General features: G+C 57.0%; 21 protein-coding genes and 1 tRNA gene. 17 read left to right on the top strand and 5 right to left on the bottom strand.

The annotated features are described in order from the left end of the window. Nucleotides 1-26 precede the first annotated feature (26 nt). The gene (locus QRN85_RS11555; protein ID WP_284758117.1) at nucleotides 27-3,425 is read right to left on the bottom strand and encodes a YhdP family protein; all 3,399 of its coding nucleotides are present in this window, start codon (nucleotides 3,423-3,425) and stop codon (nucleotides 27-29) included. Nucleotides 3,426-3,602: 177 nt separating this feature from the next. Here QRN85_RS11555 and bcp point away from each other — a divergent pair, with 177 nt between their 5' ends. From bcp to QRN85_RS11510, 9 genes are all read left to right on the top strand, one after another. After that, nucleotides 3,603-4,070: a thioredoxin-dependent thiol peroxidase gene (gene bcp, locus QRN85_RS11550; protein WP_284758115.1), complete on the top strand. Its 468-nt coding sequence runs from the start codon at nucleotides 3,603-3,605 to the stop codon at nucleotides 4,068-4,070. Beyond that, nucleotides 4,070-4,891 carry a ferritin-like domain-containing protein gene (locus tag QRN85_RS11545; protein WP_284758113.1) on the top strand — a complete coding sequence of 274 codons (822 nt, stop codon included), beginning with the start codon at nucleotides 4,070-4,072 and terminating at the stop codon, nucleotides 4,889-4,891. The genes bcp and QRN85_RS11545 overlap by 1 nt, the downstream gene beginning before the upstream one ends. A 72-nt stretch (nucleotides 4,892-4,963) precedes the next feature. Next, nucleotides 4,964-6,235 carry a M23 family metallopeptidase gene (locus tag QRN85_RS11540; RefSeq protein ID WP_284758111.1) on the top strand — a complete coding sequence of 424 codons (1,272 nt, stop codon included), beginning with the start codon at nucleotides 4,964-4,966 and terminating at the stop codon, nucleotides 6,233-6,235. Nucleotides 6,236-6,443: 208 nt separating this feature from the next. Next, nucleotides 6,444-7,943 carry a DEAD/DEAH box helicase gene (locus QRN85_RS11535; RefSeq protein WP_062587165.1) on the top strand — a complete coding sequence of 500 codons (1,500 nt, stop codon included), beginning with the start codon at nucleotides 6,444-6,446 and terminating at the stop codon, nucleotides 7,941-7,943. Between the two features lie 2 nt (nucleotides 7,944-7,945). After that, a complete protein-coding gene (locus QRN85_RS11530; RefSeq protein ID WP_284758108.1) occupies nucleotides 7,946-8,368 on the top strand; it encodes an NUDIX domain-containing protein in 423 nt (140 codons plus the stop codon). 130 nt (nucleotides 8,369-8,498) lie between these two features. Continuing rightward, nucleotides 8,499-9,572, top strand: a complete 1,074-nt coding sequence (locus tag QRN85_RS11525) for a branched-chain amino acid ABC transporter substrate-binding protein (RefSeq protein WP_284758106.1) — start codon at nucleotides 8,499-8,501, stop codon at nucleotides 9,570-9,572. Between the two features lie 83 nt (nucleotides 9,573-9,655). Then, entirely contained in the window at nucleotides 9,656-10,333 is a 678-nt protein-coding gene (rpe, locus tag QRN85_RS11520; protein ID WP_284758105.1) for a ribulose-phosphate 3-epimerase, read from the top strand. A 118-nt stretch (nucleotides 10,334-10,451) separates the two neighbouring features. Continuing rightward, a complete protein-coding gene (gene purB, locus QRN85_RS11515) occupies nucleotides 10,452-11,759 on the top strand; it encodes an adenylosuccinate lyase (protein ID WP_062587162.1) in 1,308 nt (435 codons plus the stop codon). A 64-nt stretch (nucleotides 11,760-11,823) separates the two neighbouring features. Beyond that, a complete protein-coding gene (locus tag QRN85_RS11510; RefSeq protein ID WP_062587161.1) occupies nucleotides 11,824-12,393 on the top strand; it encodes an RBBP9/YdeN family alpha/beta hydrolase in 570 nt (189 codons plus the stop codon). 288 nt (nucleotides 12,394-12,681) lie between these two features. On the opposite strand, the gene QRN85_RS11505 is transcribed toward QRN85_RS11510, so the two are convergent. Then, nucleotides 12,682-13,023 (bottom strand): ATPase inhibitor subunit zeta, encoded by a 342-nt coding sequence (locus tag QRN85_RS11505; protein ID WP_062587160.1) that lies wholly within the window; start codon nucleotides 13,021-13,023, stop codon nucleotides 12,682-12,684. A gap of 246 nt (nucleotides 13,024-13,269) precedes the next feature. On the opposite strand from QRN85_RS11505, the gene purC reads away from it, so the two are divergent. From purC to QRN85_RS11485, 4 genes are read left to right on the top strand one after another with little or no spacing between them, the layout of a single operon-like run. Next, nucleotides 13,270-14,034, top strand: a complete 765-nt coding sequence (purC, locus tag QRN85_RS11500) for a phosphoribosylaminoimidazolesuccinocarboxamide synthase (RefSeq protein ID WP_062587159.1) — start codon at nucleotides 13,270-13,272, stop codon at nucleotides 14,032-14,034. Nucleotides 14,035-14,051: 17 nt separating this feature from the next. Then, nucleotides 14,052-14,294, top strand: a complete 243-nt coding sequence (purS, locus tag QRN85_RS11495) for a phosphoribosylformylglycinamidine synthase subunit PurS (RefSeq protein WP_062587158.1) — start codon at nucleotides 14,052-14,054, stop codon at nucleotides 14,292-14,294. Nucleotides 14,295-14,310: 16 nt separating this feature from the next. Then, entirely contained in the window at nucleotides 14,311-14,982 is a 672-nt protein-coding gene (purQ, locus tag QRN85_RS11490; protein ID WP_062587157.1) for a phosphoribosylformylglycinamidine synthase subunit PurQ, read from the top strand. A 59-nt stretch (nucleotides 14,983-15,041) separates the two neighbouring features. Next, nucleotides 15,042-15,452: a hypothetical protein gene (locus QRN85_RS11485; RefSeq protein WP_062587156.1), complete on the top strand. Its 411-nt coding sequence runs from the start codon at nucleotides 15,042-15,044 to the stop codon at nucleotides 15,450-15,452. A 79-nt stretch (nucleotides 15,453-15,531) separates the two neighbouring features. Here QRN85_RS11485 and QRN85_RS11480 read toward each other — a convergent pair whose 3' ends face one another. Next, nucleotides 15,532-17,364, bottom strand: a complete 1,833-nt coding sequence (locus QRN85_RS11480; protein ID WP_284758099.1) for a methyl-accepting chemotaxis protein — start codon at nucleotides 17,362-17,364, stop codon at nucleotides 15,532-15,534. Between the two features lie 275 nt (nucleotides 17,365-17,639). On the opposite strand from QRN85_RS11480, the gene purL reads away from it, so the two are divergent. Beyond that, nucleotides 17,640-19,874 (top strand): phosphoribosylformylglycinamidine synthase subunit PurL, encoded by a 2,235-nt coding sequence (gene purL, locus QRN85_RS11475; RefSeq protein ID WP_284758097.1) that lies wholly within the window; start codon nucleotides 17,640-17,642, stop codon nucleotides 19,872-19,874. Between the two features lie 19 nt (nucleotides 19,875-19,893). Then, on the top strand, nucleotides 19,894-20,127 hold the full coding sequence (locus QRN85_RS11470; protein WP_062587153.1) for a BolA/IbaG family iron-sulfur metabolism protein: 234 nt from the start codon (nucleotides 19,894-19,896) through the stop codon (nucleotides 20,125-20,127). A gap of 90 nt (nucleotides 20,128-20,217) precedes the next feature. Here QRN85_RS11470 and QRN85_RS11465 read toward each other — a convergent pair whose 3' ends face one another. Both QRN85_RS11465 and QRN85_RS11460 read right to left on the bottom strand, forming a co-directional pair. Next, nucleotides 20,218-21,366, bottom strand: coding sequence for a hypothetical protein (locus QRN85_RS11465; RefSeq protein ID WP_284758096.1), 1,149 nt, complete (start codon nucleotides 21,364-21,366; stop codon nucleotides 20,218-20,220). 174 nt (nucleotides 21,367-21,540) lie between these two features. Beyond that, nucleotides 21,541-21,625 (bottom strand) — tRNA-Leu (locus QRN85_RS11460). A 188-nt stretch (nucleotides 21,626-21,813) separates the two neighbouring features. Here QRN85_RS11460 and lipB point away from each other — a divergent pair. Together lipB and QRN85_RS11450 are read left to right on the top strand one after the other, a co-directional pair. Next, entirely contained in the window at nucleotides 21,814-22,539 is a 726-nt protein-coding gene (gene lipB, locus QRN85_RS11455) for a lipoyl(octanoyl) transferase LipB (RefSeq protein ID WP_113091687.1), read from the top strand. A 114-nt stretch (nucleotides 22,540-22,653) separates the two neighbouring features. Beyond that, complete coding sequence (locus QRN85_RS11450) at nucleotides 22,654-23,721, top strand: NAD(P)-dependent alcohol dehydrogenase (protein WP_113091688.1); 1,068 nt, start codon at nucleotides 22,654-22,656, stop codon at nucleotides 23,719-23,721. Nucleotides 23,722-23,850: the final 129 nt, after the last annotated feature.

Raw genomic sequence — 23,850 nt, 5'->3', positions numbered from 1 at the left:
GGGGCCGCATCGCGCGGCCCCTTTTTTTACTGGAATTCGAAGATCTGACGGAAAACGCCCGGCGCGATCAGCGAGAGCGGATTGATTGCCAGACGTGGCGTATCCGTCTGGCCGGTTAGCTTGAAGGTAATGCCCAGAAGTCCGCGGTCGCGGCCGTTTCCGAGAAAGATGCCGATGAAAGGCAGTTCGCCAAAAAGGCGGTTGAGGCCATAGGCCGGCATGAAGGTACCGGTCATATCCATGTTGCCGTTCTGGTCTTTGACGATTCCCTGGAAGGTCGCTCCGATCTGCTCTCCGCGCACGACGCCGTTTTCAAGAGCAAGCGTACCGTTGACGTAAACCACCCGTGCAAAACCGCGCTGAAACTTCTCCGAACTCACATCGATGTTGCGTTTGACGGCAGTGTTGAGGCTGCGCCCGTCCTCTCCCGTCGGCGTCGCCACGATGTCCTGAAGTTTTGCTTCGTTGAGAACCGCAAAGTTTCTCAGATCCAGCGACCCGCTCCAGTCATTGCCATTGGCTGTTGTCAGCGCCAGATTCAGCAAGCCGCCACGCACGCGTGAGTATAGATTGGTGAAGCGGGCGAAAGAACCTGCGTCGCTGGTGGTAAGATTGATTGTGCCACCGTCTCCACGATTGGTGGTCTGCACCACGACCGCCTGTCCACGACTGGTGACAGCCTTGAGATCGACCGTCCGCAGTTTGCCTTCGCGTAGATTGACGTCGGCACTGACATTGCTCATGACCTCATCATTGAAACCATAGATCTTGTCGAGTTGCGCCTTGACCGAAAAGGAACCGAAATCACTTTCACCGGCAGCTGCCGGACTACCAGCCTTGCCGCTGGAACTCCGGAGCTTTGCAACGAGTGGACGAAGGTCCGCCGACTTTCCGCTTGCATTGATCGTGTAATTCTTACGCGCCGAGGAAATCGACACGGCAAAATCGTCCTGCGGGGAAAGCTGGAAGCGCGAGAAATTCGCAGCCGTCAGCCCGCTCTTGTCGAAGCTCAGTTCACCGGCTGCACCGAAGCCATCGCCCTTCAACGAGAAGTCACTGATCGACGTTTTACCATCGACCGTGTCCATCACGAAGGATGCGCCTGCCGGAATACCGGCACCCTTCGTCCAGCCTATGCCCGGCAAAATGATGGAGGCATTGGAGAGGTCGAGCTTCACAGTTTGATGATGAGGGTCAGAACCGTTAAGCTCAAGCAGCGTGGTGCCACCCAGGATTTTCGTCAGTTCTGGTGCCAGTTTTGCGATATGGCCTGGTTCCAGTGTCGCCTTCAGCACCATTTGCTTCGGCACCGTGCTCGCTTTGCGCGTCGGCTGAACCAGTTCAAGCTCCATTGGCACATCGTCGATATGCGCCTTGCCCTTGAGGCTGAGGGCATCCTTGTCGACAGAAAGAGGTCCGTCGATTGCCGAGACCTTTCGACCTGCAAATGGCCTTGTGAGAGAAACACCGTCCAGATCAAGCTTTGCTGTCCATTCCGGCGCGGGTGGCTGCTGGCTGGCAAGCAGGCCGATGGTCAGTTTCGCATTGGCAGTAACCGGCCCTGAAAAATCCTCGGGCTTGAACTCGGAATCCTTCAACGCATTGATCGGCTTGAACGAGGCGAGTTCGGCAACGGCATCCGCAGCGCCTGAGACATTCAGGTCGAGATCGGCCATCAGCGGCTTCTCATAGACCGAATTGATCGAGAAGTGGCTGTTTTGGAGCTCAAGCGTGCGACCGGATGGAAAATACGACGTCGCCTTCCTGATATCGACATCGATCCTTTCGCCGACAAGCTCGAAGTGGGCGGAGGCGTCGCGCAACGGCGGTATGTCGCCCGCGACGTTCAGGCGCGTATCGTCTACGTCGAATTTGATCTGCAATTCACTGGCGGCAAGCTCCAGCGGGCAGCCCGGCCCGCACATTCTTCCCTCGGGGATGAAGACGGCAATCGATCCGTTTCTGACCGTCCCGCCAAAAAGGTTTGCAACCACCCATGGGCGTGCCTTGCGCGCCATCCAGAACGGCCAGAGCTGTTTGACCGCCGTGGCCTCCATCTTGGCAATCTGTCCGCCAAAGCTGATCTCGGGAGACCCTTGACCGACGAAATGGACCTTGAGCGAACCCGCCATGTCGCCGAGTGGACTTTTCACGTAGAGCGCAGGCACGTCCAGACGGCGCGTCGTCTTGTCAAAGGTACCGTCGGCATTGAGATCGAAGGTAACCGGTGGCTCGCCTCCGCCTTCGGCAATTGCTGTTGCCTGCGACATGCGCAGCGCGAGGTCGAAACCGGCCGCGCTGTCGCGGATCTGCGCACGCAGGGGCAAAATTGTCTGGCCCAGCGTCAGTTGCGAATCCTCTACGGCAATCACGTTGTTGTCAAAATCATAACGTGCCTTGATCAGGCCGCTCGTCACCGTCTGAGCGTCGCCGCCGATGTAGAGCTTGCCATCGCCTACACCCATTGACACACCCAGCGACGGCTGCTGGTCTGCGACCTTTCTGTTGCCGACGATGTCGAGGCCGGCCTTGACGTTGAGCCCCTGATGCATGAGCCCTTCCGGGTCGTGCTGCTCCACCAATGGCCCGATGTCGAAGCCATCCAGGCGGGCGGAAAAGCCGTCAATAACACCGCTTGCGCCTTTGGCGCTCAGGGAAAGGGTCGCGACCTCGCCGTTGAATGCGACATTGCCATCCAGCGAATAACCGCCCTGTCCATCCGGCACCAGCGACAGTTCTCGCAACGAAATCACGCGCGGCTGGCCATTCTCCTTTGGTGGGAGCCGGATGGCGATATCGGAAAGATCGATTTCCTCGGTCCCGCTGCGTTCGAAAGCCACCGCGAAACGATCCAGTTCGGTGAAAACGAGTTCCAGGTAAGACGGCACGTCAGCGACGCGAAATTTTGCCCAGTCGAGCGCCTGGCCCTTCGGAAGCAAAGCCGTATCGAGCTCCATGCCGGTAGCTTCGAGACTTTGAACGGAAACACGTCCGGTGATCAGGGCAAGTGGATCAAGTGCCATGCCGATGGCACGTGCACGGCTGAGATGCAGGCCGGTATCCTGCTCGATGATATCCACATCCTGCGCCACGAGGGCCAGATGAAAGCCGGATGCAAAGCGCACGGTGGTAGAGCCGATCCGCGCCTCGTAACGGGAGCCGAGCGCATGTTCGAGCGCCTGCTTTGCCTGCTTTGAAAGTGTTGCATCGATCGAGCCCGTCTCGACAGACAGGATGATGCCGCCCACCGAAATGAAGGCCAGCACGAGCATGGCCGCAAAGACCTTGAACAGCGTCCGCATCATGGAACGCGGCGCCGGACAATGAACAATGATGGGATCTTCCACCTGCGCAGAAGGCATCTCGTGCAGCGGCGTTATCTCGCGCTTGCTGAAGCTGACCTTTTCGCCACGAATTTCCGCCATTCGTCTGTGCTTGCTCCTGGAATTGCCCCGGCCATGATGGAAATCAGGGCCTTATCGACGTGACGGGACGAACCAATCACACCGCGTGACTCGTCACAAGACTGGACGACGCTCTTATTCGGTATATATCCAATACTGGCCCATGTACTCAACAATCCGGCGAAAGAAAGGTCACCCATGACAGATTTGGCAATCGGCGATAAGGCTCCGGATTTTACCCTTCCCAGAAACGGCGGCGGTGAGATCAATCTTGCAAGCCTTCAAGGCAAGGCGGTCGTGCTTTATTTCTACCCCAAGGATGACACATCCGGCTGCACGGTTCAGGCGCTCGATTTCAGCGCGATGGGAGCCGATTTCGAGGCTGCAAACTCAGTCGTCATTGGCATTTCCCCGGACTCTGTGAAAAGTCACGACAAGTTTGCGGCAAAACACGCGCTTACCGTCATGCTTGCCTCCGACGAGGAGAAGACTGTTCTGGAGACCTATGGCGTGTGGAAGGAAAAGAGCATGTATGGCAAGAAATACATGGGCGTTGAACGCACGACCTATCTGATTGCACCCGATGGCAAGATCGCGAAGGTCTGGAACAAGGTAAAGCCAGCAGGCCACGCCCAGATCGTTCTCGAGGCAATCCGAGCGCTGTAATGCCGTCTGCCCCGATATCGCTGCGAGGCGGCGCAAGCGAAGCCATCGCCTGCGCCGATCTTGATCGCAAAACCGCATTGACACAGGATGTTGCAACGCGCTGGTTCGAGCGACGGATATCATTGCGCTCTCCCTTGGACCCGAAGTTGCCGGACCGTCCCGCCAGGCCTGACAAGCCGGAACTCGTCGCACCTACAGCCGTCGAGCGACGCTCCCTGCATAGCCTCAAAGGCCGGATCGCACTTCTGCACGCCATCGCCCATATCGAACTCAATGCCGTTGATCTCGCTCTGGATATCGTCGCGCGCTATGCTAGCGAGCCTGTCCCGCACTCATTTTTCGATGGCTGGATGCAGGTGGCTTTTGAAGAAGCCAAGCACTTCAAGCTGGTCCGCCAGCGATTGAGAGACCTTGGGGCGGACTACGGAGATCTGCCAGCGCATGATGGCCTTTGGCAGGCAGCCCACGCTACACGCAACGACCTCACCGCTCGGCTTGCGGTCGTGCCCCTGATCCTGGAGGCGCGCGGGTTGGATGTAACGCCCTCTCTTCAGGCCAAAATGCGCGAGACAGGCGATCTCGAAAGTGCTGCCGTTCTGGACATCATCTACAATGACGAGAAAGGCCATGTCGCGATCGGAGCAAAATGGTTCCGTTTTCTCTGCGCACGGGAACGGAAGGATCCTGCCGAAACGTTCCGCCAACTCGTTCGCGCCAATTTTCGCGGCCCATTGAAACCGCCCTTTAATGATCTGGCGCGTGCGGAAGCCGGTCTTACACCCACTTTTTATCGTTCCCTCACCGCTGTCAGCCAAAGCTGACGGGAAAGTCAAAGTTTCATTAACCTTAACAAATTACTATTGCCTCAGGACGAATTGGCCGGAGGTGGAATTTTGACGGACGCGGGTAAAAGCCTGTCATTTGGCAAACGGCGCCAACAGCACGTCCTCATTCTCGCCAGCGGCGAAAAGGTACGTCACATCACCATCCGCCCCTGGCTCGCAGCCAGCGCGCTTTGCCTCGCCGGCTTGCTGAGTATCGGCTATATCGGCTCGACGGCCTACCTCATTTTGCGTGACGATCTGGTTGGCGCAACCATTGCCCGCCAGTCCCGCATCCAGCGAGAATATGAAGACCGCATCGCGGCCCTGCGTGCGCAGGTGGACCGCGTCACCTCCAAGCAATTGCTGGATCAACAGGTCGTGGAACGAAAGGTCGAGCTTCTGCTCCAGCAACAAAGCGCCCTGACCTCCCGCCACGGGCGCATGAGCGAGTTGATGGATCGAGCGGAGAAATCCGGCCTCATGGAAAGTGAAGCCAAGGCCCCGCCTGTAAACGCCTTCAGCCCTGACAAGCGCGCCAGCGCTTCCGGCGCCAGCAACGCACTCGAAAACCTGATAGCTCCCACCGGCAAAGCGAGTGAATTGAAGGGCAGCCTGACTTACTCGGCTGGCAGCGACCGCTTGTCGGACCGCAGCCTCTCAAGAATGATCGATTCGCTAAGCAGGGTTGAAAGCGACCAATTGAACCGAATCGCCACACTGACGACGGGCGCCGAAACCAAGGCGGATGCCATGGCCGATATCATCAGGCGTACCGGCATCAAAATCGAGGAGCACACGGAAGATAATGTCGGTGGACCATTCGTTGAGCCTCTAACGGCCAGCGCTGACACCTTTGAAGCATCGCTGAGCAATCTCGACAATGCACTGAACCGGCTGGAAACGGTCAGGGGCGCTGCGGTCGCCCTGCCCTTCGGCAATCCTGCGCCCGGACGGGAAATCTCAAGTCAGTTCGGAAATCGGATCGACCCCTTTCTTGGTCGGCTCGCCTTGCATGCAGGTGTGGATTTCGTTGCCGAAACCGGCGCAGACGTCCAGACCACCGGTGCCGGGACAGTGATAAATGCCGGTTTTTCAGGTGGTTACGGCAACATGGTGGAAGTGGACCACGGCCGAGGCATCACGACACGGTACGGCCACCTCTCGCAAATCCTGGTCCGGCAAGGCGAAAAGGTGAGCATTGGAGACGTCATTGGTCGGGCTGGCAGCACCGGACGCTCAACCGGGCCACACGTTCATTATGAAGTGCGGCTCAACGATACGCCTGTTGACCCGATGCGATTTCTTGTCGCCGGGACGGAATTGAAAACATACTTGCAGTAACAGGCAGGGACGAGCGCCACCTCTTCCCGAGTAGCGTACCGATTGCGGGGCGTAATGCTTTCGTCTCGCCAGGATGTATCATTTTGGGATAAATCCCTGTTTCCTTGACTTTCGGGCAATTTGGGCCTATCTCGCCGCTATAGTCTGCGGCGTCGCCGTTGTGACAGCGAAGTGTTCTTTTCGAACCAACACGGAAACCGTTTTTCCTTTGACAACATTCTCTGATCTTGGCCTGAGCCAAAAAGTCCTTTCCGCTATCGAAGATGCCGGCTACTCGACGCCGACGCCTATTCAGGCGGGCGCAATTCCGCCAGCACTCGAACGACGCGATATTTGCGGCATCGCGCAAACTGGCACGGGCAAAACTGCTTCCTTCGTCCTGCCGATGCTGACACTTCTGGAAAAAGGCCGAGCGCGCGCAAGAATGCCGCGCACCCTTATTCTGGAACCGACCCGGGAACTTGCAGCCCAGGTCGCCGAGAACTTCGAAAAATACGGCAAGAACCACAAGCTGAACGTTGCGCTTCTGATCGGCGGCGTTTCTTTCGACGAGCAGGACCGTAAGCTGGAACGTGGCGCCGATGTTCTCATCTGCACCCCCGGCCGCCTGCTCGACCATTGTGAGCGCGGCAAGCTGCTGATGACCGGCGTGGAAATCCTCGTCATCGACGAAGCGGACCGGATGCTCGACATGGGCTTCATCCCTGATATCGAGCGAATCGCCAAGATGATTCCCTTTACCCGTCAGACGCTGTTCTTCTCGGCAACCATGCCGCCGGAAATCCAGAAGCTGGCAGATCGCTTCCTGCAGAACCCTGTGCGCATTGAGGTTGCCAAGCCCTCCTCAACGGCAAAGACGGTGACGCAGCGCATCGTTGCCACACACGACAAGGACTATGAAAAGCGCGCGATTCTTCGCGAACTGATCAAGGCCCAGACGGATTTGAAGAACGCGATAATCTTCTGCAATCGCAAGAAAGATGTCGCCGATCTCTTCCGTTCGCTTGAGCGTCACGGTTTTTCGGTCGGCGCACTGCATGGTGACATGGACCAGAATTCACGCACCAAGATGCTGGCGGGCTTCAAGGACAATCAGATTACGCTGCTCGTTGCATCGGATGTTGCTGCCCGCGGTCTCGATATTCCCGATGTCAGCCACGTCTTCAACTTCGACGTTCCGATCCATGCGGAAGACTACGTTCACCGCATCGGCCGTACCGGACGTGCAGGTCGTTCCGGTGCCGCCTTCACGCTGGTAAACCGTCGCGATACGAAATATCTCGACGCCATTGAGAAGCTGATCAATGAAAAGATTGAATGGCTGAATGGCGACCTGACTGCGCTGCCTGCGCCAATGGAAAGCTTTGCTTCCGAGCGTCCGCGCCGTGGCAAGGAAAAGGAACAGCGCGGCCGTGGTCGCGACAGAAATCGTCGTGAGCCTACCGAGCAGATCGAAACAGAAGTAAAACCCATTCAGCCAGCTGCAATCGTCGATGTTGCGGCCAACGGAGGCGAAAAGTTGAAGGCAGAGCGCAAGCACGAGAAGGCCCCCCGCAATTTCGAGCGGAACCACAACGCGCCGCCTGCGAACGACGATAATCGCGAACGGCGCCGCCACTACCGCGACCACGACGATGGCCCCACACCCGTTGGTTTCGGCGACGATATTCCTGCCTTCATGCTGATCGTGGCCAACGCCAAGGCGTGACCGTGAAACCGGGTACGCATTTTCCCGGCGTTGGTGCCGGACTTCTGATCCAGCGTGGCGGGAAGGTTCTGCTGTACAAGCGCGAGAACCCGCCCGAAGCAGGACACTGGAGCATTGTTGGCGGCAAGGTTGACCATATGGAGACCGCCGCCACCGCTGCAAAAAGAGAGGCCGAAGAAGAAACTGGTCTCTTGATCGGTGAAACTCACCTGCTTTGTGTCAGCGAACAGATCATTCCAGCAGATGGCCAGCACTGGCTCTCCCTCATCTATGTAACAGATGACGTGCGTGGCGACGCGCGGTTAATGGAGCCGGAAAAATTATCCGATATGGGCTGGTTCGACATGGAAGATCCTCCGCAGCCACTGTCGCTTTTCGCCAAGGATGCGTTTCAGCATTTACGCAATCGTCGGTCCCAGTCGTAGAAATTGCTCTACCTCGCTGAAAATACGCCAGGATTTAGCCTGTAAGCGTGATTTAGGCAGCATTTCCTCTTTTGTAATCCGTCGCGTGTCGATAAACATCGCTGAACAGGAAGAGGAACACATCCGGTCTATGCATTTATTTCGCCTGCTCATCATCGCGGCAAGCCTAAGTCTGGCCAGTGCTGCAAGTGCCGCGACAATCGGTATCGTCGCGCCGCAGAGCGGTGCCTATGAGATGCTCGGCGCGCAGGTTCGCCAGGGCGTGCGGGTTGCAGCCACAAAAGCTGGCCTCGATGTGATGGAGATCCATGAAAGCTGCGAAGAGGGCAGCGGCGGCGCGATCGCCGATGGACTGGTCGCAGCCAAGGTTAGCGTCGTCGTTGGCTTTCTGTGCACGGAAACACTGGCCGACGCTTTGCCAATCCTCAAGAATGCCGCAATCCCGGCCATCACACTGTCCAGCCGTGCCTCCGGCCTCATGGAAGATACGCTCAAGCGCGGATGGCCGCTTTTCCGTCTCGCCCCTTCCGACATGGATGAGTCGTCTGCGCTGATTGACGTCATCCTGCGTGACTGGAAAGGTCATTCATTCGGCCTGATCGATGACGGGACCATTTATGGCCGCGAACTCGTTGACCGCATCAGGTCCAAGCTCGAGGAATCCGGTCTCAAGCCTACCTTTACGGATACTTTGCGACCCGCGCAGGAACAACAGATTGCCTTGGTTCGCAGGTTGGGCCGCACCGGCATTACCCATGTTTTCGTCGGTGCCGAGCGCAATGATGTTGCCGTCATAGCCAGAGATGCCGCTACCGAGAAATTGGCGTTGACCATCCTCTCAGGCGACACGATGCGCGCGGCAAACAATCCCGTCCCGCTTCAGGAGGGCGTACTGGCCGTTACCTTGCCGGAATACAGCCTCGCAGCCCAGGCGGCGGATGCCGTGGCCGCATTGCGGGCTGCAAAGGTGGAGCCGGAGGGCTACGCCCTGCCCGCCTACGCCGCAACACAGATTACAGCCAAGCTTGTCGAGCTTAGCGAGGCGCAGGGCAAGCCCGCATCTGAGCTGATGATCGGCACGGCTTTTGAAACGGCCATCGGCCAGATCGTCTTCAACGACCGCCACGAATTGCAGGCAAACCCTTATCGTCTCCAGCGTTGGAATGGAACGGCGTTTGTTCCTGTGGACCGGGCTGAGCGTTAGGCGCAAACGGTTGCATGACGATTGTTGATCCGGGCTATCGATGATAAAGGCCCGCAAGACCTTTAGTGCAGGAGCTTTTGCAGATGTCTCTTCCCGTGCGGATCGCCCCATCCATTCTTGCCGCCAATTTTGCGAAGCTCGGACAAGAGGTTGCCGATGTTACGGCAGCCGGAGCCGACTGGATTCATCTGGACGTGATGGACGGCCATTTCGTGCCAAATATTTCCTTCGGGCCAGATGTCATCAAGGCCCTGCGTCCGCACAGCCAGGCCTTCTTTGATTGCCATCTGATGATTGCGCCCGCTGATCCCTATCTTGAAGCTTTTGCCAAGGCCGGTTGCGATGGCATTACCGTGCACGCGGAAGCCGGTGCTCATCTGCACCGTTCGCTACAGACGATCCGCTCTCTGGGCAAGAAAGTCGGCGTGACACTCAATCCCGCAACGCCGCTGTCGGTACTGGAAAATGTGCTCGATGATGTCGATCTCATCCTCATTATGAGCGTCAATCCCGGTTTTGGCGGTCAGAAATTCATTCCCGCGATGCTGGACAAGATCCGCGCGGCCAAGGCCATGATTGGTGACAGACCGATTGAGCTTGAGGTCGACGGCGGAATTACCATCGATACTGCCGGAAGCGCGATCGCAGCGGGCGCGAATGTGCTGGTCGCGGGTTCTGCTATTTTCAAAGGTGACGGCGTGGATGACTATCGCAAGATGGTATCGGCGGTGCGTGCCTCGGCAGAACAGGGCCGTAATTGAACAGAATAAAGGGCGGCCCCTGCCCCATCCCTATTTTTCGGCGGTGTCGATGCGTTGAGATTGCTGGGACACTTTGCTAAAGGGGCAGAAAAATTCCTCCTCAAAGAAAGCCATTGCCATGATCCCTCGTTATTCCAGACCGGAAATGGTCGCAATCTGGTCGCCGGAAACCAAGTTCCGCATCTGGTTCGAAATCGAGGCACATGCCTGCGACGCGCTGGCCGAAATCGGTGTCATTCCCAAGGATGCCGCCAAGACGATCTGGGAAAAGGGTGGCGCTGCCCAGTTCGATGTGGCCCGTATCGATGAAATCGAAGCCGTTACCAAGCATGACGTGATCGCATTCCTGACCCATCTGGCGGAATTTGTCGGTCCCGATAGCCGTTTCGTTCATCAGGGCATGACGTCATCGGACGTTCTGGATACCACGCTCAACATCCAGCTGGTTCGCGCCGCCGATCTGTTGATTGCGGATATGGACCGCGTTCTTGCCGCCCTTAAGACACGCGCATTTGAGCACAAGGATACCGTCCGTATCGGTCGCAGCCACGGCATTCATGCGGAACCGACCACGATGGGCCTGACATTTGCCCGCTTCTATGCCGAGATGGACCGCAACCGCGCTCGCCTCGTCAATGCCCGCGCAGAAATCGCCACCGGCGCCATTTCGGGCGCGGTCGGCACCTTCGCCAATATCGATCCTTCGGTTGAAGAGCATGTCTGCAAGGCACTCGGCCTGTCGCCTGAGCCCGTGTCCACGCAGGTCATCCCGCGTGACCGCCATGCGATGTTCTTCGCCACACTCGGTGTCATCGCCTCGTCCATCGAGAATGTCGCTATCGAAATCCGCCATATGCAGCGTACGGAAGTTCTTGAAGCCGAAGAGTTTTTCTCTCCGGGGCAGAAGGGCTCGTCTGCCATGCCTCACAAGCGCAACCCGGTGCTGACGGAAAACCTTACCGGACTTGCACGTCTGGTGCGCATGTCGGTCGTCCCCGCGATGGAAAATGTTGCGCTGTGGCACGAGCGGGATATCAGCCACTCCTCGGTAGAGCGCGCCATTGGCCCCGATACGACGATCACGCTGGATTTTGCCCTCAACCGCCTGGCAGGCGTCATTGAGAAGCTGGTCATCTATCCCGAGAACATGTTGAAGAACATGAACAAGTTCCGCGGGCTCGTACATTCCCAGCGCGTTCTCCTGGCACTCACCCAGGCTGGCGTATCGCGTGAGGATTCTTACCGTCTCGTCCAGCGCAATGCCATGAAGGTGTGGGAGCACGGCGCAGACTTCCTGGAAGAGTTGCTTGCCGACGAAGAAGTTCGCGCGGCGCTGCCTGAAGAAACCATTCGCGAGAAATTCGATCTCGGCTATCACACCAAGCATGTGGACACGATTTTCAATCGCGTCTTCGGCCAGAGCTGATCAAGATCGTCAAACAAGCCGCTGCAGCCTTGACTGCGGCGGCTTTCATACCGAGATAAGCGGCATGAAAGCATCAGAAGCAGATATCCTCATTGTCCCGGGTTACACCAACTCCGGACCGGAACATTGGCAGAGCCGCTGGCAGGAAAAGCTTTCCACCGCACGGCGCGTGGAACAGGCCGAGTGGTCGAAGCCGGTCAAGGAAGACTGGGTCGCACGGCTGGTCGAGGAAGTGAATGCCTGCACACGGCCCGTCGTGCTGGTTGCGCACTCACTCGGCGTACCGACAGTCATGCACGCGCTGCCGCAGATATCCCACAGGATCGCCGGCGCGATGCTCGTCGCCCCGCCCGATGTCGCTAACCCGGACATCCGCCCAAAGCACCTGATGACTTTCGGTCCCTATCCAAGAGACCCTCTGCCGTTTCCGGCCATTACCATTGCCAGCCAGAACGACCCTTTTGGTACCTATGAACATGCTGGCGATATTGCCAATGCGTGGGGTTCTCTCTTGATCGACGCAGGCATGTCGGGTCACATCAACGCGGAGTCCGGTCATGGTCCATGGCCGGAGGGAACTATGGTTTTCGCCCAGTTTCTCAGCAAGCTGAAGACCCCTCCCGGCTTTCAGTGAAGACAACCGGTAGCACATCGCAACGGTTTGGTTCAGTCATCAACACAGGCCATTTTCCCGCATCAACTGTTTGCCGGAAGCATAGAGAGCGCAGAGCAGATTCAAATCCTGCAAAATGCAGAATATGATTCGCTGAGGGCACTGCGCTGTGATGCTCTGGATAAGCAGGTATCGAATTTTCCAGCCGTACGCATCCATGGCTGGCGAATGCGTAAATCCAGCGCAACGTGCGAGAAAGCCGCCAGTCTCCTGACCAGCAAATAGACGTGCGGCTCTATGCTATGAAGATCAAGCGACGGCTTTTTTGTCCGCCTGTTCCATGCCCTCGCGCAGGATTTGAGCAGCAGAATTGAACGCATCACTCATGTGAGTGTGAATTTCATCGTCAGCTACAGTCACGCCCGCCTGCGTGAAATCTGCCTTCAGCTTTTGGATGATGGCGTATTCGTCGCTGTGGCTCACGACATAAGCCGCAAGTTCGCTGGCGTACTCGTTCGCGTCTTCTTTTTTGAGCAGTGCGGCAGCCCAAAGCCCTATAAGCTTGTTGCGCATAGCATGAAGACGAAACGCCATATGCTCGCCGTTGAAGTAAACATTTTCAAGAGATTTGGCACGTTCATTATTAGACATAATTTTATCCCGGTTTTTATTTAAAATATTGTTTGAGCCCTCTTCGTGGGGACGCTCCAGTGGTAAAATAAAACTGTTGAAAAATCGTAATTGCGGAACCCGCCCCTCGCGGAAGCAACACGCACAGGCCAGAATTGCAGCGAACGCGCCCTGCCTTGTTGTGGAATTGCTTCTTTTCCTTTATGGGACCGCTTCAACACCGTAACGAACGCCGCTCATTTGGCGCCAACCAAGAGATTTGTTATTATGAACCGTCGCCGCCGTATTTACGAAGGCAAGGCCAAGATCCTTTACGAAGGTCCTGAGCCGGGGACTCTTATTCAGTTCTTCAAGGACGACGCAACCGCCTTCAATAAGAAGAAGCACGAGGTCATCGACGGCAAGGGTGTTCTGAACAATCGTATTTCGGAATATCTTTTCACGCACCTCAACAAGATCGGCATTCCCACCCACTTCATCCGCCGCCTCAACATGAGAGAGCAGCTGATCAAGGAAGTGGAGATGATTCCGCTAGAGGTCGTCGTTCGCAACGTCGCGGCCGGTTCGCTGTCCAAGCGCCTTGGCATCGATGAAGGCGTGGTTCTGCCCCGCTCGATCATCGAGTTCTATTACAAGTCCGATGCGCTCGAAGACCCCATGGTTTCCGAAGAACACATTACTGCCTTCGGTTGGGCAAATCCGGCTGAGCTCGACGACATCATGGCGCTTGCCATCCGCGTCAACGACTTCCTGTCAGGTCTTTTCCTCGGCGTCGGCATCCAGCTCGTCGATTTCAAGATCGAATGCGGCCGCCTGTTTGAAGGCGACATGATGCGTATCATTCTGGCGGATGAGATTTCTCCGGATAGCTGCCGCCTCTGGGACATCGAGACGCAGGAAAAGATGGACAAGGACCGTTTTCGCCGCGATATGGGTGGTCTGCTGGAAGCCTATTCGGAAGTCGCGCGCCGTCTTGGCATCATCAACGAAAATGAACCCATCCGTGGCACCGGCCCGGTTCTGGTAAAGTAAATTCAGGAGAGCATCAGGTGATCAAGGCACGGGTGACAATTACGCTCAAGAACGGCGTTCTCGATCCGCAGGGTAAGGCAATCGAAGGCGCGCTTGGCAGCCTCGGTTTCGATGGCGTTGGCCAGGTACGTCAGGGCAAGGTCTTTGACCTGGAACTGAACGCCAGCGACAAGGCGAAAGCCGAAGCCGATCTGAAGGCGATGTGCGAAAAGCTGCTCGCCAACACAGTGATCGAAAACTACTCTATCGCTATCCTCTGACACCAAGGAGCCGCCCATGAAATCCGCAGTCGTCCAGCTTCCTGGCCTTAATCGCGACCGTGACATGATCGCGGCTTTGACACGGATTTCCGGTAAGGCACCTGTCACCATCTGGCAGACCGAAACCGAAATTCCCGATGTCGATCTTATCGTCATCCCCGGCGGCTTCTCCTATGGCGACTATCTTCGCTGCGGCGCCATTGCTGCCCGTATGCCAGTCATGCAGGCCATCCGTGAGAAAGCAGAACAGGGTGTGAAGGTGCTCGGCGTCTGCAACGGCTTCCAGATACTGGTCGAAGCTGGCATGTTGCCTGGCGCCTTGATGCGCAATGCCTCGCTCAAGTTCGTATGCCGCGAAGTGAAGCTTGAAGTCGTCAACAACGACACGGAATTCACTCGCGCCTACGACAAGGGCCAGATCATCCGCTCGCCCGTTGCCCACCATGACGGCAACTACTTCGTTGAACAGGAACAGCTCAACGCTCTCGAAGGCAACGGCCAGGTCGTTTTCCGTTATGCCGAAGGCACAAATCCGAATGGCTCGCTCAATGACATCGCCGGCGTCATCAACGCAAAGGGCAATGTTCTGGGCATGATGCCGCACCCGGAAAACCTCATCGAAGCCGCCCATGGCGGCAATGACGGTCGCGGTCTGTTTGCGTCAGCGCTTGGCGTCATCGCAGCTTAAATATTAACAAAGTCGGATTAAACCGGCTTTGTTATAGACCCCAGTCATGGATTGAAGCGATGAACCGCCTGCCCCTTCGTTATGCATTGAACTTCGCGGGCCTCGGCCTTGTCGCTTTTACGCTTGCCGCCTGTCAGTCTGAGACCAAGCCGGTTGCTTCTTCCGCCTCGCGGGCCGCACTGCCGACAATGGAGCGGGTTGCGCTGGGTGCAAATGCCTGCTGGTTCAAGTCCGGCGATCCGGCTTTCAAAGCTTACCGACTTGCTCCGGAACTCAACTCCTTCTCCGGCCGCCCGCGCATCCTTCTCGTGCCGCGCAACAGCCCGGAATCCCGCCCAATGCTCGTCGTTCAGGCGGAGGGCAATCCAGCCAAGCTTGATGCATTTGGACCGGTCATGAACGAAGCTCACTCGGCGCGCATCGCAAATGACGTGAAGCGTTGGGCCAATGGCGGCAAAGGCTGCTCCTGATCTCAAGGAATGCCCGTCAGCCCCCGCTTGAAACCGGCGCGTGACGGGTTTTTGCTCATAAAATCGTGAACCGATCCGATCAGGCGACCATGCGCGAATTGCCGCGGTGGCTCAATGAGCCCGAAGTCTGCGTCGCTCCCAGCTTGAACTGAGCAACGAGGTCGTGAAGCTTTTCGACTTCCTGCGACAATGCGGCCGACGCTGCCGTGGATTGCTCCACCATGGCGGCATTCTGCTGCGTTGTCTGATCCATCGAGTTGATGGCGGTGTTAACTTCGGAGAGTCCGATTGACTGGTCCTTCGAAGACGTTGCGATTGCGTCCATATGTTCGTTGATGCCGGCGACACGACCAGCAATTTCATGCAATGCGATCCCTGTCTCACGCACGAGTTCAACGCCGCTGCCGACCTCTGCCGAAGAGGTTTGAATGAGCGTCTTGATTTCCTGGGCAGCATTGGCGGAGCGTTGAGCCAGTGCACGCACTTCCTGCGCGACGACTGCAAAGCCCTTGCCTGCCTCACCGGCGCGGGCAGCTTCTACGCCGGCATTCAGCGCAAGCAGGTTTGTCTGAAAGGCAATCTCGTCAATCACTCCGATAATGCTGGAAATCTGCTGGGAGGAATTTTCGATGCGCTGCATCGCTTCTTCTGCCTGGCTGACGACCTGAGACGATTTTGCCGCGCTTTCGGTCGCAGAGGTGGCGGCCCTCTGCGCTTCCAGCGTGCGGCGGCTCGAATTCGTTACATTCGCCGTGATCTCATCAAGCGCTGCCGCTGTCTGCTCGAGCGACGCCGCCTGTTTTTCGGTACGCCGAGACAAATCATTCGCGCCAGATGCGATCTCCTGTGTTCCGTTGCCAATGGCGGATATGCTGTCGGTGATGGAGCGCAACGTATCGCCAAGCTGCTTGACGGAGAGATTGAAGTCCTGCCGCAACGCTTCGAATTCAGGGGAAAAAGCCTCGTTGAGCTGGAAGGAAAGGTCGCCGGATGCGAGGCGCTTGAGGCCATCTGCAAGACCCGACGTTGCGACGCGAAGCTTTTCCCTGGCAACAGCTTCGGCTCTCTCCTGCGCGGCGAGGCGGTCCGTTTCGGCCTGCAGGCGTATTCCCTCCGCCTCTTCCTCAATTCGCTTCTTGGAGATGACAGCCTGCCGGAACACCTCCACCGCAGCCGCCATCAAGCCAATCTCATCCTTGCGACCGATGCCTGTCCCGCTGATGTCGGTGTTGCCAGCCGCAAGTTGCGTCATATCGGTCGATAGCGCCAGAATCGGTTTGCTCATCGTCCGACGGAATACAAAGAACATAAGACCGGAGAACAGCACCGCTAGAATGAGAAGCGAATACAGCACGTAATAGATCAGGACACTGGTATCTTTACTCTCAGCGCCGATATTTTGTGAGACTTTCTCAATATTGTCTCCTGCGACCTCCATGGCGGTTTCCAATGCGGTAAACTGTTCCATGAAATCCGGCAGCGCCGCCATAGCGGCAGTCGGCTCGCTTTCCGCAATGCCTACAATTTTGCTCGCGCCCTCGACATAGGCGAGCATCGGCGGCTCAACACCTTTCAGCACCTGTTGCGTATCAGGGTCCGTTGCAAGGGCCTTGTTCTCCGCAATCATTGCCCGAAACGAGGCCACGTGTTCGGCAAGATCCTGCTTCACATCCTTGTAGGAAATTCCTGCGTCCGGGTTGGAAGCCAGAAGCGATGCGATGACGTCTGCACGAAGTGCGTCATGCATCATGTCGGCCTGCATATGGTTACGCAGCACCTGGGCGGAGCTTGCTATGCGTTCCGCATTGTTGGTCAGGGCTGAAGCCGCCCATAGACCAATTCCGGCAGAACTGCCCGTCAACGTCAGAATACACAGACTTGCAACAACAATTTTATGCTGAATCGACGCCATCGTGAAATCCCTTGAGTAATTGTCAAAGAATATTCGATTGTAGTTAAATCTTACTAAACTGGGTTGTACCGAAGACAAACACACCAGCCAGTCGAGACTGCGTCGCGATAGCCCTCGGGCCATACGAGAGCGCCCGGCTTATGGGCCGACAGGCTTTGGAAAACGATACAAAGGCAGTTTTTGCGGGGCCAACAGAACATTTTCCTGTCGCGCCCTGCTGTCTCTTGCGGTAAAGAACCGGAAACTCCCGTACCGGCTCGAACCCCGTGAGACCTATGACACTTCCAAATCATATTCAGATCACCCCGGAACTCATTGCATCCCATGGGCTCAAGCCCGATGAATACCAGCGCATCCTTGATCTCATTGGACGCGAGCCGACCTTTACGGAACTCGGCATTTTCTCGGCCATGTGGAACGAGCACTGCTCCTACAAGTCTTCAAAGAAGTGGCTGAAGACCCTGCCGACCACCGGTCCGCGCGTCGTCCAGGGTCCCGGCGAAAACGCAGGCGTCGTGGATATCGATGATGGCGATGTCGTGGTCTTCAAGATGGAGAGCCACAACCACCCGTCCTATATCGAGCCCTACCAGGGCGCGGCCACCGGCGTTGGCGGCATTCTTCGCGACGTCTTCACCATGGGCGCACGCCCCATCGCTGCCATGAACGCATTGCGTTTCGGCGCGCCTGACCATCCAAAGACCCGTCATCTCGTGGCTGGCGTCGTCGCCGGTGTGGGCGGTTACGGCAACTCTTTCGGTGTGCCGACGGTTGGCGGTGAAGTCGAGTTCGATCCCCGCTACAACGGCAACATTCTCGTTAATGCGTTTGCCGCCGGTCTGGCGAAGTCAGACGCAATCTTCCTGTCCGAAGCCAAGGGCGTTGGCCTGCCGGTCGTCTATCTCGGTGCAAAAACGGGCCGTGATGGCGTTGGTGGTGCAACCATGGCATCTGCCGAGTTCGACGAATCGATTGAAGAAAAACGCCCGACAGTTCAGGTCGGCGACCCCTTTACCGAAAAGTGCCTGCTGGAAGCCTGCCTCGAACTGATGAAGACGGGTGCCGTCATCGCCATTCAGGATATGGGCGCGGCTGGTCTCACCTGCTCCGCCGTCGAAATGGGCGCCAAGGGCGACCTCGGCATTGAGTTGAACCTTGACCAGGTTCCTGTTCGCGAAGAACGCATGACCGCCTACGAGATGATGCTGTCGGAAAGCCAGGAGCGTATGCTCATGGTTCTGGAACCATCCAAGGAAGATGTCGCCAAGGCAATTTTCGTCAAGTGGGGTCTGGATTTCGCCATCGTCGGCAAAACCACGGATGATCTGCGCTTCCGCGTTCTCCACAATGGTGAGGAAGTCGCCAATCTGCCGATCAAGGATCTGGGCGATCAGGCGCCGGAATACGACCGTCCATGGACGCCTGCAAAGGTTGCCGCTCCCCTGGCAGAGAATGATATTCCCGAGGCCGATATTGCCGATGCGCTGCTCAAGCTCGTCGGCTCCGCCAACAACTCGTCGCGTCGCTGGGTCTACGAGCAGTATGACACGCTGATCCAGGGCAACTCCCTGCAGCTTCCAGGCGGTGATGCCGGTGTCGTGCGCGTTGAAGGCCACGATAAGAAGGCGCTTGCCTTCTCGTCTGACGTAACGCCACGCTACGTGGAAGCCGATGCTTTCGAGGGTGGCAAACAGGCGGTGGCAGAATGCTGGCGCAACATTACCGCAACTGGCGCATTGCCGCTGGCTGCGACTGATAACCTCAACTTCGGCAATCCGGAAAAGCCCGAGATCATGAGCCAGCTGGTTCATGCCATCAAGGGTATTGGTGAAGCCTGCCGCGTTCTGGAATTCCCGATCGTTTCCGGCAACGTCTCACTCTATAACGAGACCAATGGTCAGGCGATCTTGCCGACCCCAACCATCGGCGGCGTTGGCCTGCTGGCCGATTGGGCCAAGATGGCCCGCATCCGCTTTGCAGCAAGCGATGATATCATTCTGCTGGCCGGTGCCCCTGAGGGTCTTGGTTCGCATATCGGCCAGTCGGTCTATATGCGCGATGTCCACAACCGCATCGATGGCCCTGCCCCGCATGTGGATCTGTCTCACGAAAAGAAGACCGGCGATTTCGTTCGCGGCGTGATCACCGACGGGCTTACCAGCGCTGTTCATGACTGCTCATCTGGCGGTCTTGCCCTTGCCGTTGCCGAAATGGCAATCGCATCCGATATTGGCGCAACGATCGATGCTGTCGAAGGCCACAATCCTATCCTGACATTCTATGGGGAAGATCAGGGTCGCTACGTCTTGACGGTCAGCCAATCCAATCTCGAAACCGTGACGAAGCGGGCCGCTGCCGCAGGCGTATCACTTGTCGCAATCGGCAAGACAGGCGGCTCTGCCGTAAAGCTGGGTAAGGCCCGCAGCGTGGAGATTAAAGAATTGCGTTCGGCCCATGAATCATGGTTCCCTCAGTTCATGGACGGCGAGACTCTCGTCGCTGCAGAATAAGAATTGAGGAGTGAACACCATGCCCATGAAGCCCGGCGACATCGAGGACATGATTAAGGCCGGAATTCCCGGAGCAAAAGTAACCATTCGCGATCTGGCCGGTGACGGCGATCATTATGCGGCAGAAGTCGTGGCGGAAGCCTTCAAGGGCAAGACGCGCGTACAGCAGCACCAGATGGTTTACGACGCATTGAAGGGCAATATGGGCGGCGTTCTGCATGCCCTCGCACTGCAAACGTCCGCACCGGACTGAATTCAGTCCCACTGCATTTAAAAGGCCCGCGCGGAGAACTTCGCGCGGGCCTTTTTGTTAGACGTCACAGGCACCAATGCCGGGGGAATATTACATTTGCGGCGGCCTGGACGAACGCAGATTGGCGAAAGATGCTGCGGGCAAAGGGCCTGCCGTCAACAGCGCAAAATCGTAACCTGATGCACGATCGGACCCCAGAACATATTGGCGGTGCATCCGCAGGAAGTTCCGCTTGTTTTTCCGGTATCGTTCATCGGAAAGCGAATGCTTGAACCTGATAGGAACGATTGTCGGCTGGGGTGCATCTTCGTGCCCCGTCAGCTCGGCGGTATTGCACTTATAGAGATGGATAGGGTCTGTCAGGCACTGGATATCGAACCACACCACATCTTCATGGTGAGCCATCACTCCTATGCTCTGACGCAATCGGGCAGCGCTGGACAGCAACCCGCACTGCAGCGCAGCGCCACCGAGCGTAACGAAGGTCACGCGCCGATTGGTGAAAGCGTCTGCCTTCAGCTCCAGCAGGCGCCCAGCGACGGCTAGCGCAAGACTTGCGCCCATGCTGTGAGAAACGAACAGAACCTCGTCAGCGGGCTGTTCCAGCGCCTTGAGAACAAGCTCAGCCTTTTTCTCGATCCAGTCTCTGGCCATCGGGTCTTCCTGCGCAACTTTCAACGCAAAACGCCAGTCGGCAAAGAGATGCAATGTGTGAAACCGCTCCGAAAACGGCATCACACCCTTCATGAAGAAAAGCCATGCCAGCGGAATGGTAAGCACGAGCAAAAGCGCCGAGACACCCAATAAAAGAGGCAGAACGGCGATAATTAGAGCGCCGATGCCGCCGAGCAGAATGAAAAGAAACGGAAAGAGAAAAAACAGGCCAAAACGCCAGGCGTGCTTGAAATAGGCTGCGGCTCCGCCCTCGCGGACAATGCCCTGCCCGGCCTCAAAGCCGAGGGCGATCTGTTTCCACACCGGGGCATCGCGCAGCTGCGAAATCAGATCATTATGGTCATGGATGTAGATGGTGGCCCGCGTCGTATGTCCATCGTGAACCGCACGCACATCCATCCGGTCGCCACCCTCGGAGCGTATGACATTTCCGACGGTATAATCGACACCAAACGTCGCGCCGGATTGCGCGGCGCTGCGCGCATACCGCCTCTGGTGCGCCACGGCATCCAGCGGATCGAAGCCGGGAAAGTAAAAGACCAGTCGCGACGACACCTTCGTCATGGAAGCAATCCTAAAACGGGCAGCCCCTTAAAGTCGCTCGACACTGGTCGGGGCACCAAACCTATATTTCACACTGGCAACCATCAGGTCGCGAAATCCATGTTTCGATATTGCATGAAGAAATGCAGCGGAAATACTGATAAAAAAGAAAAAACCCGCCGAAGCGGGTTTCTTTGGTGCGGTCGAGAAGACTCGAACTTCCACGGGTTGCCCCACAGCGACCTCAACGCTGCGCGTCTACCAATTCCGCCACGACCGCATCGTGGTAGATGCCGACTTGCGCCGACGGAGGTGCATGTAGCAAAAGGATTTTGGGTGCACAAGAGCGTCATGACAGATTTTTGAAATTAAAAATCGAACGCATCCACCCTATATGAAAGAAGCCCGCAAATGCCGGGCTTGCAGCCCTTATTTCATTCTGCGAGAAGGCTGTGGAAAGGACATTTCATGCTCACACGCACAGATATTCAGACCGATATGTTTCCGACGCCGGGGTCTGCGCCCGTTCGCTGGCGAATCTCCGATGGTCTCGTCCCTTACGAACAGGCCATTACAGAGATGGAACGAGAAGTCGCGGCCATCGCTGCGGGAGAAGCGGATGAACTCGTCTGGCTGCTGGAGCACCCTGCCCTTTACACCGCCGGAACAAGCGCAAATGCTGCGGACCTGATCGAGCCCAATCGTTTCCCGGTATTTGCCACGGGTCGCGGCGGTGAATACACCTATCACGGCCCTGGCCAGCGCGTGGTCTATGTCATGCTGGACCTCAAGCGGCGCAAACAGGATGTGCGCGCCTATGTGGCAGCCCTCGAAGATGTCATCATTCGCACGCTGGACAAGATGAATGTGCGCGGCGAACGTCGTGAAGACAGGGTCGGCGTCTGGGTCCGGCGACCTGAAAAGCCTACCTTGCCTGACGGCTCCATGAGCGAAGACAAGATCGCTGCACTCGGCATTCGCCTTCGCAAATGGGTAAGCTTCCATGGACTGTCGATCAATGTCGAACCGGACCTGTCGCATTTCACCGGAATCGTTCCCTGCGGCATCACGCGATACGGCGTGACAAGTCTTGTCGATCTGGGATTGCCGGTTATGATGGAAGATGTCGATGTTCTGCTGCGCGAAGCCTTCGAGGAAGTGTTTGGTGCGGCCGAAAGCGAAATCGTCTTATAGAATAACCGCCCGCGGCAACCTTTCGGGACTGCAGGGCGTTTTCTGCCGTTGCAGCGCCGGGTACCAATCCAGTGTCTTGCTCAATCCCATAAACCGGAAAAACAGGTGACATCCATGTTCACAACTTCAGCCTATGCCTGCGATGATGGCTCTTCACCGCTGAAATTCGCCACCATCAAGCGGCGTGATCCTGGTCCAAGGGACGTAGAGATCGAAATAGAATTCTGTGGCGTATGCCATTCCGACATCCACACGGCACGTGCAGAATGGGCAGGCTCATTGTTTCCCTGCGTGCCCGGACATGAAATCGTTGGTCGCGTTGGCCGAATCGGCTCCGAAGTCACGAAGTTCAAGACGGGCGACCGTGTCGGCGTCGGCTGTATTGTCGATAGCTGCCGTGATTGCGCAAGCTGCGCCGAGGGGTTGGAGCAATATTGCGAAAAAGGCATGACCGGCACCTACAATTCGCCGGACAAGGCCATGGGGGACGGCGCGCACACGCTGGGCGGCTATTCCTCCCACGTTGTTGTTGATGACCGCTATGTACTCAATATCCCGGAAGGTCTTGATCCGGCTGCGGCAGCTCCGCTTCTGTGCGCTGGCATCACCACCTACTCTCCACTTCGTCACTGGAATGCTGGTCCCGGCATGAGAGTAGGCGTTGTGGGTCTGGGTGGACTTGGCCATATGGCCGTCAAGATCGCCAATGCCATGGGCGCGACAGTCGTTATGATCACCACCTCCCCCGGCAAGGCCGAGGACGCCAAGAAGCTCGGTGCCCATGAGGTGATCGTTTCCAAGGATGCAGAACAGATGAAGAAGGCTGCTTCCAGCCTTGATCTCATCATCGATGCTGTGGCCGCAGACCACAATATCGATTCCTACCTCGCGCTGCTCAAGCGCGATGGCGCACTGGTACAGGTCGGCGCGCCTGAGAAGCCCCTGTCCGTCCATGCCTTCAGCCTTATCCCAGGCCGCAAGACCTTTGCCGGTTCGATGATTGGCGGCATTCCAGAAACCCAGGAAATGCTGGATTTCTGCGCGGAGAATGGCATCGCCGCCGAAATAGAGATGATCGAAATGGACCAGATCAACGAAGCTTACGAACGCATGATCAAAAGCGATGTGCGTTATCGTTTCGTAATCGATATGAAGAGCATGCCGAGGCAGGCCGCCGCCTGATCCTGCTTGATTGAAACAATAAAACCCGCCGGTCACTCGGCGGGTTTTTTATTGATCTTCAGCATTTTGGAAATGCTTCGAGACTGATTTCAGGGCCACGTCGCCTTGTGGTCCAAACCACACCACCTG

This window comes from Agrobacterium sp. fls2-241-TYG-188a, from assembly GCF_030209845.1.
This window is presented reverse-complemented; position numbering and strand designations above follow the sequence as displayed.

What these genes read in the sequence shown, in the direction of transcription:
- bcp (WP_284758115.1), top strand. Translation starts at nt 3,603, where the DNA reads ATGACAGATTTGGCAATCGGCGATAAGGCTCCGGATTTTACCCTTCCC.
- QRN85_RS11480 (WP_284758099.1), bottom strand. Translation starts at nt 17,364, where the DNA reads ATGGCGTCGATTCAGCATAAAATTGTTGTTGCAAGTCTGTGTATTCTG.
- lipB (WP_113091687.1), top strand. Translation starts at nt 21,814, where the DNA reads ATGCTCACACGCACAGATATTCAGACCGATATGTTTCCGACGCCGGGG.
- QRN85_RS11505 (WP_062587160.1), bottom strand. Translation starts at nt 13,023, where the DNA reads ATGTCTAATAATGAACGTGCCAAATCTCTTGAAAATGTTTACTTCAAC.
- QRN85_RS11510 (WP_062587161.1), top strand. Translation starts at nt 11,824, where the DNA reads ATGAAAGCATCAGAAGCAGATATCCTCATTGTCCCGGGTTACACCAAC.
- purB (WP_062587162.1), top strand. Translation starts at nt 10,452, where the DNA reads ATGATCCCTCGTTATTCCAGACCGGAAATGGTCGCAATCTGGTCGCCG.
- purL (WP_284758097.1), top strand. Translation starts at nt 17,640, where the DNA reads ATGACACTTCCAAATCATATTCAGATCACCCCGGAACTCATTGCATCC.
- QRN85_RS11525 (WP_284758106.1), top strand. Translation starts at nt 8,499, where the DNA reads ATGCATTTATTTCGCCTGCTCATCATCGCGGCAAGCCTAAGTCTGGCC.
- purQ (WP_062587157.1), top strand. Translation starts at nt 14,311, where the DNA reads ATGAAATCCGCAGTCGTCCAGCTTCCTGGCCTTAATCGCGACCGTGAC.
- QRN85_RS11470 (WP_062587153.1), top strand. Translation starts at nt 19,894, where the DNA reads ATGCCCATGAAGCCCGGCGACATCGAGGACATGATTAAGGCCGGAATT.
- QRN85_RS11555 (WP_284758117.1), bottom strand. Translation starts at nt 3,425, where the DNA reads ATGGCGGAAATTCGTGGCGAAAAGGTCAGCTTCAGCAAGCGCGAGATA.
- QRN85_RS11545 (WP_284758113.1), top strand. Translation starts at nt 4,070, where the DNA reads ATGCCGTCTGCCCCGATATCGCTGCGAGGCGGCGCAAGCGAAGCCATC.
- rpe (WP_284758105.1), top strand. Translation starts at nt 9,656, where the DNA reads ATGTCTCTTCCCGTGCGGATCGCCCCATCCATTCTTGCCGCCAATTTT.
- QRN85_RS11450 (WP_113091688.1), top strand. Translation starts at nt 22,654, where the DNA reads ATGTTCACAACTTCAGCCTATGCCTGCGATGATGGCTCTTCACCGCTG.
- purC (WP_062587159.1), top strand. Translation starts at nt 13,270, where the DNA reads ATGAACCGTCGCCGCCGTATTTACGAAGGCAAGGCCAAGATCCTTTAC.
- QRN85_RS11465 (WP_284758096.1), bottom strand. Translation starts at nt 21,366, where the DNA reads ATGACGAAGGTGTCGTCGCGACTGGTCTTTTACTTTCCCGGCTTCGAT.
- QRN85_RS11485 (WP_062587156.1), top strand. Translation starts at nt 15,042, where the DNA reads ATGAACCGCCTGCCCCTTCGTTATGCATTGAACTTCGCGGGCCTCGGC.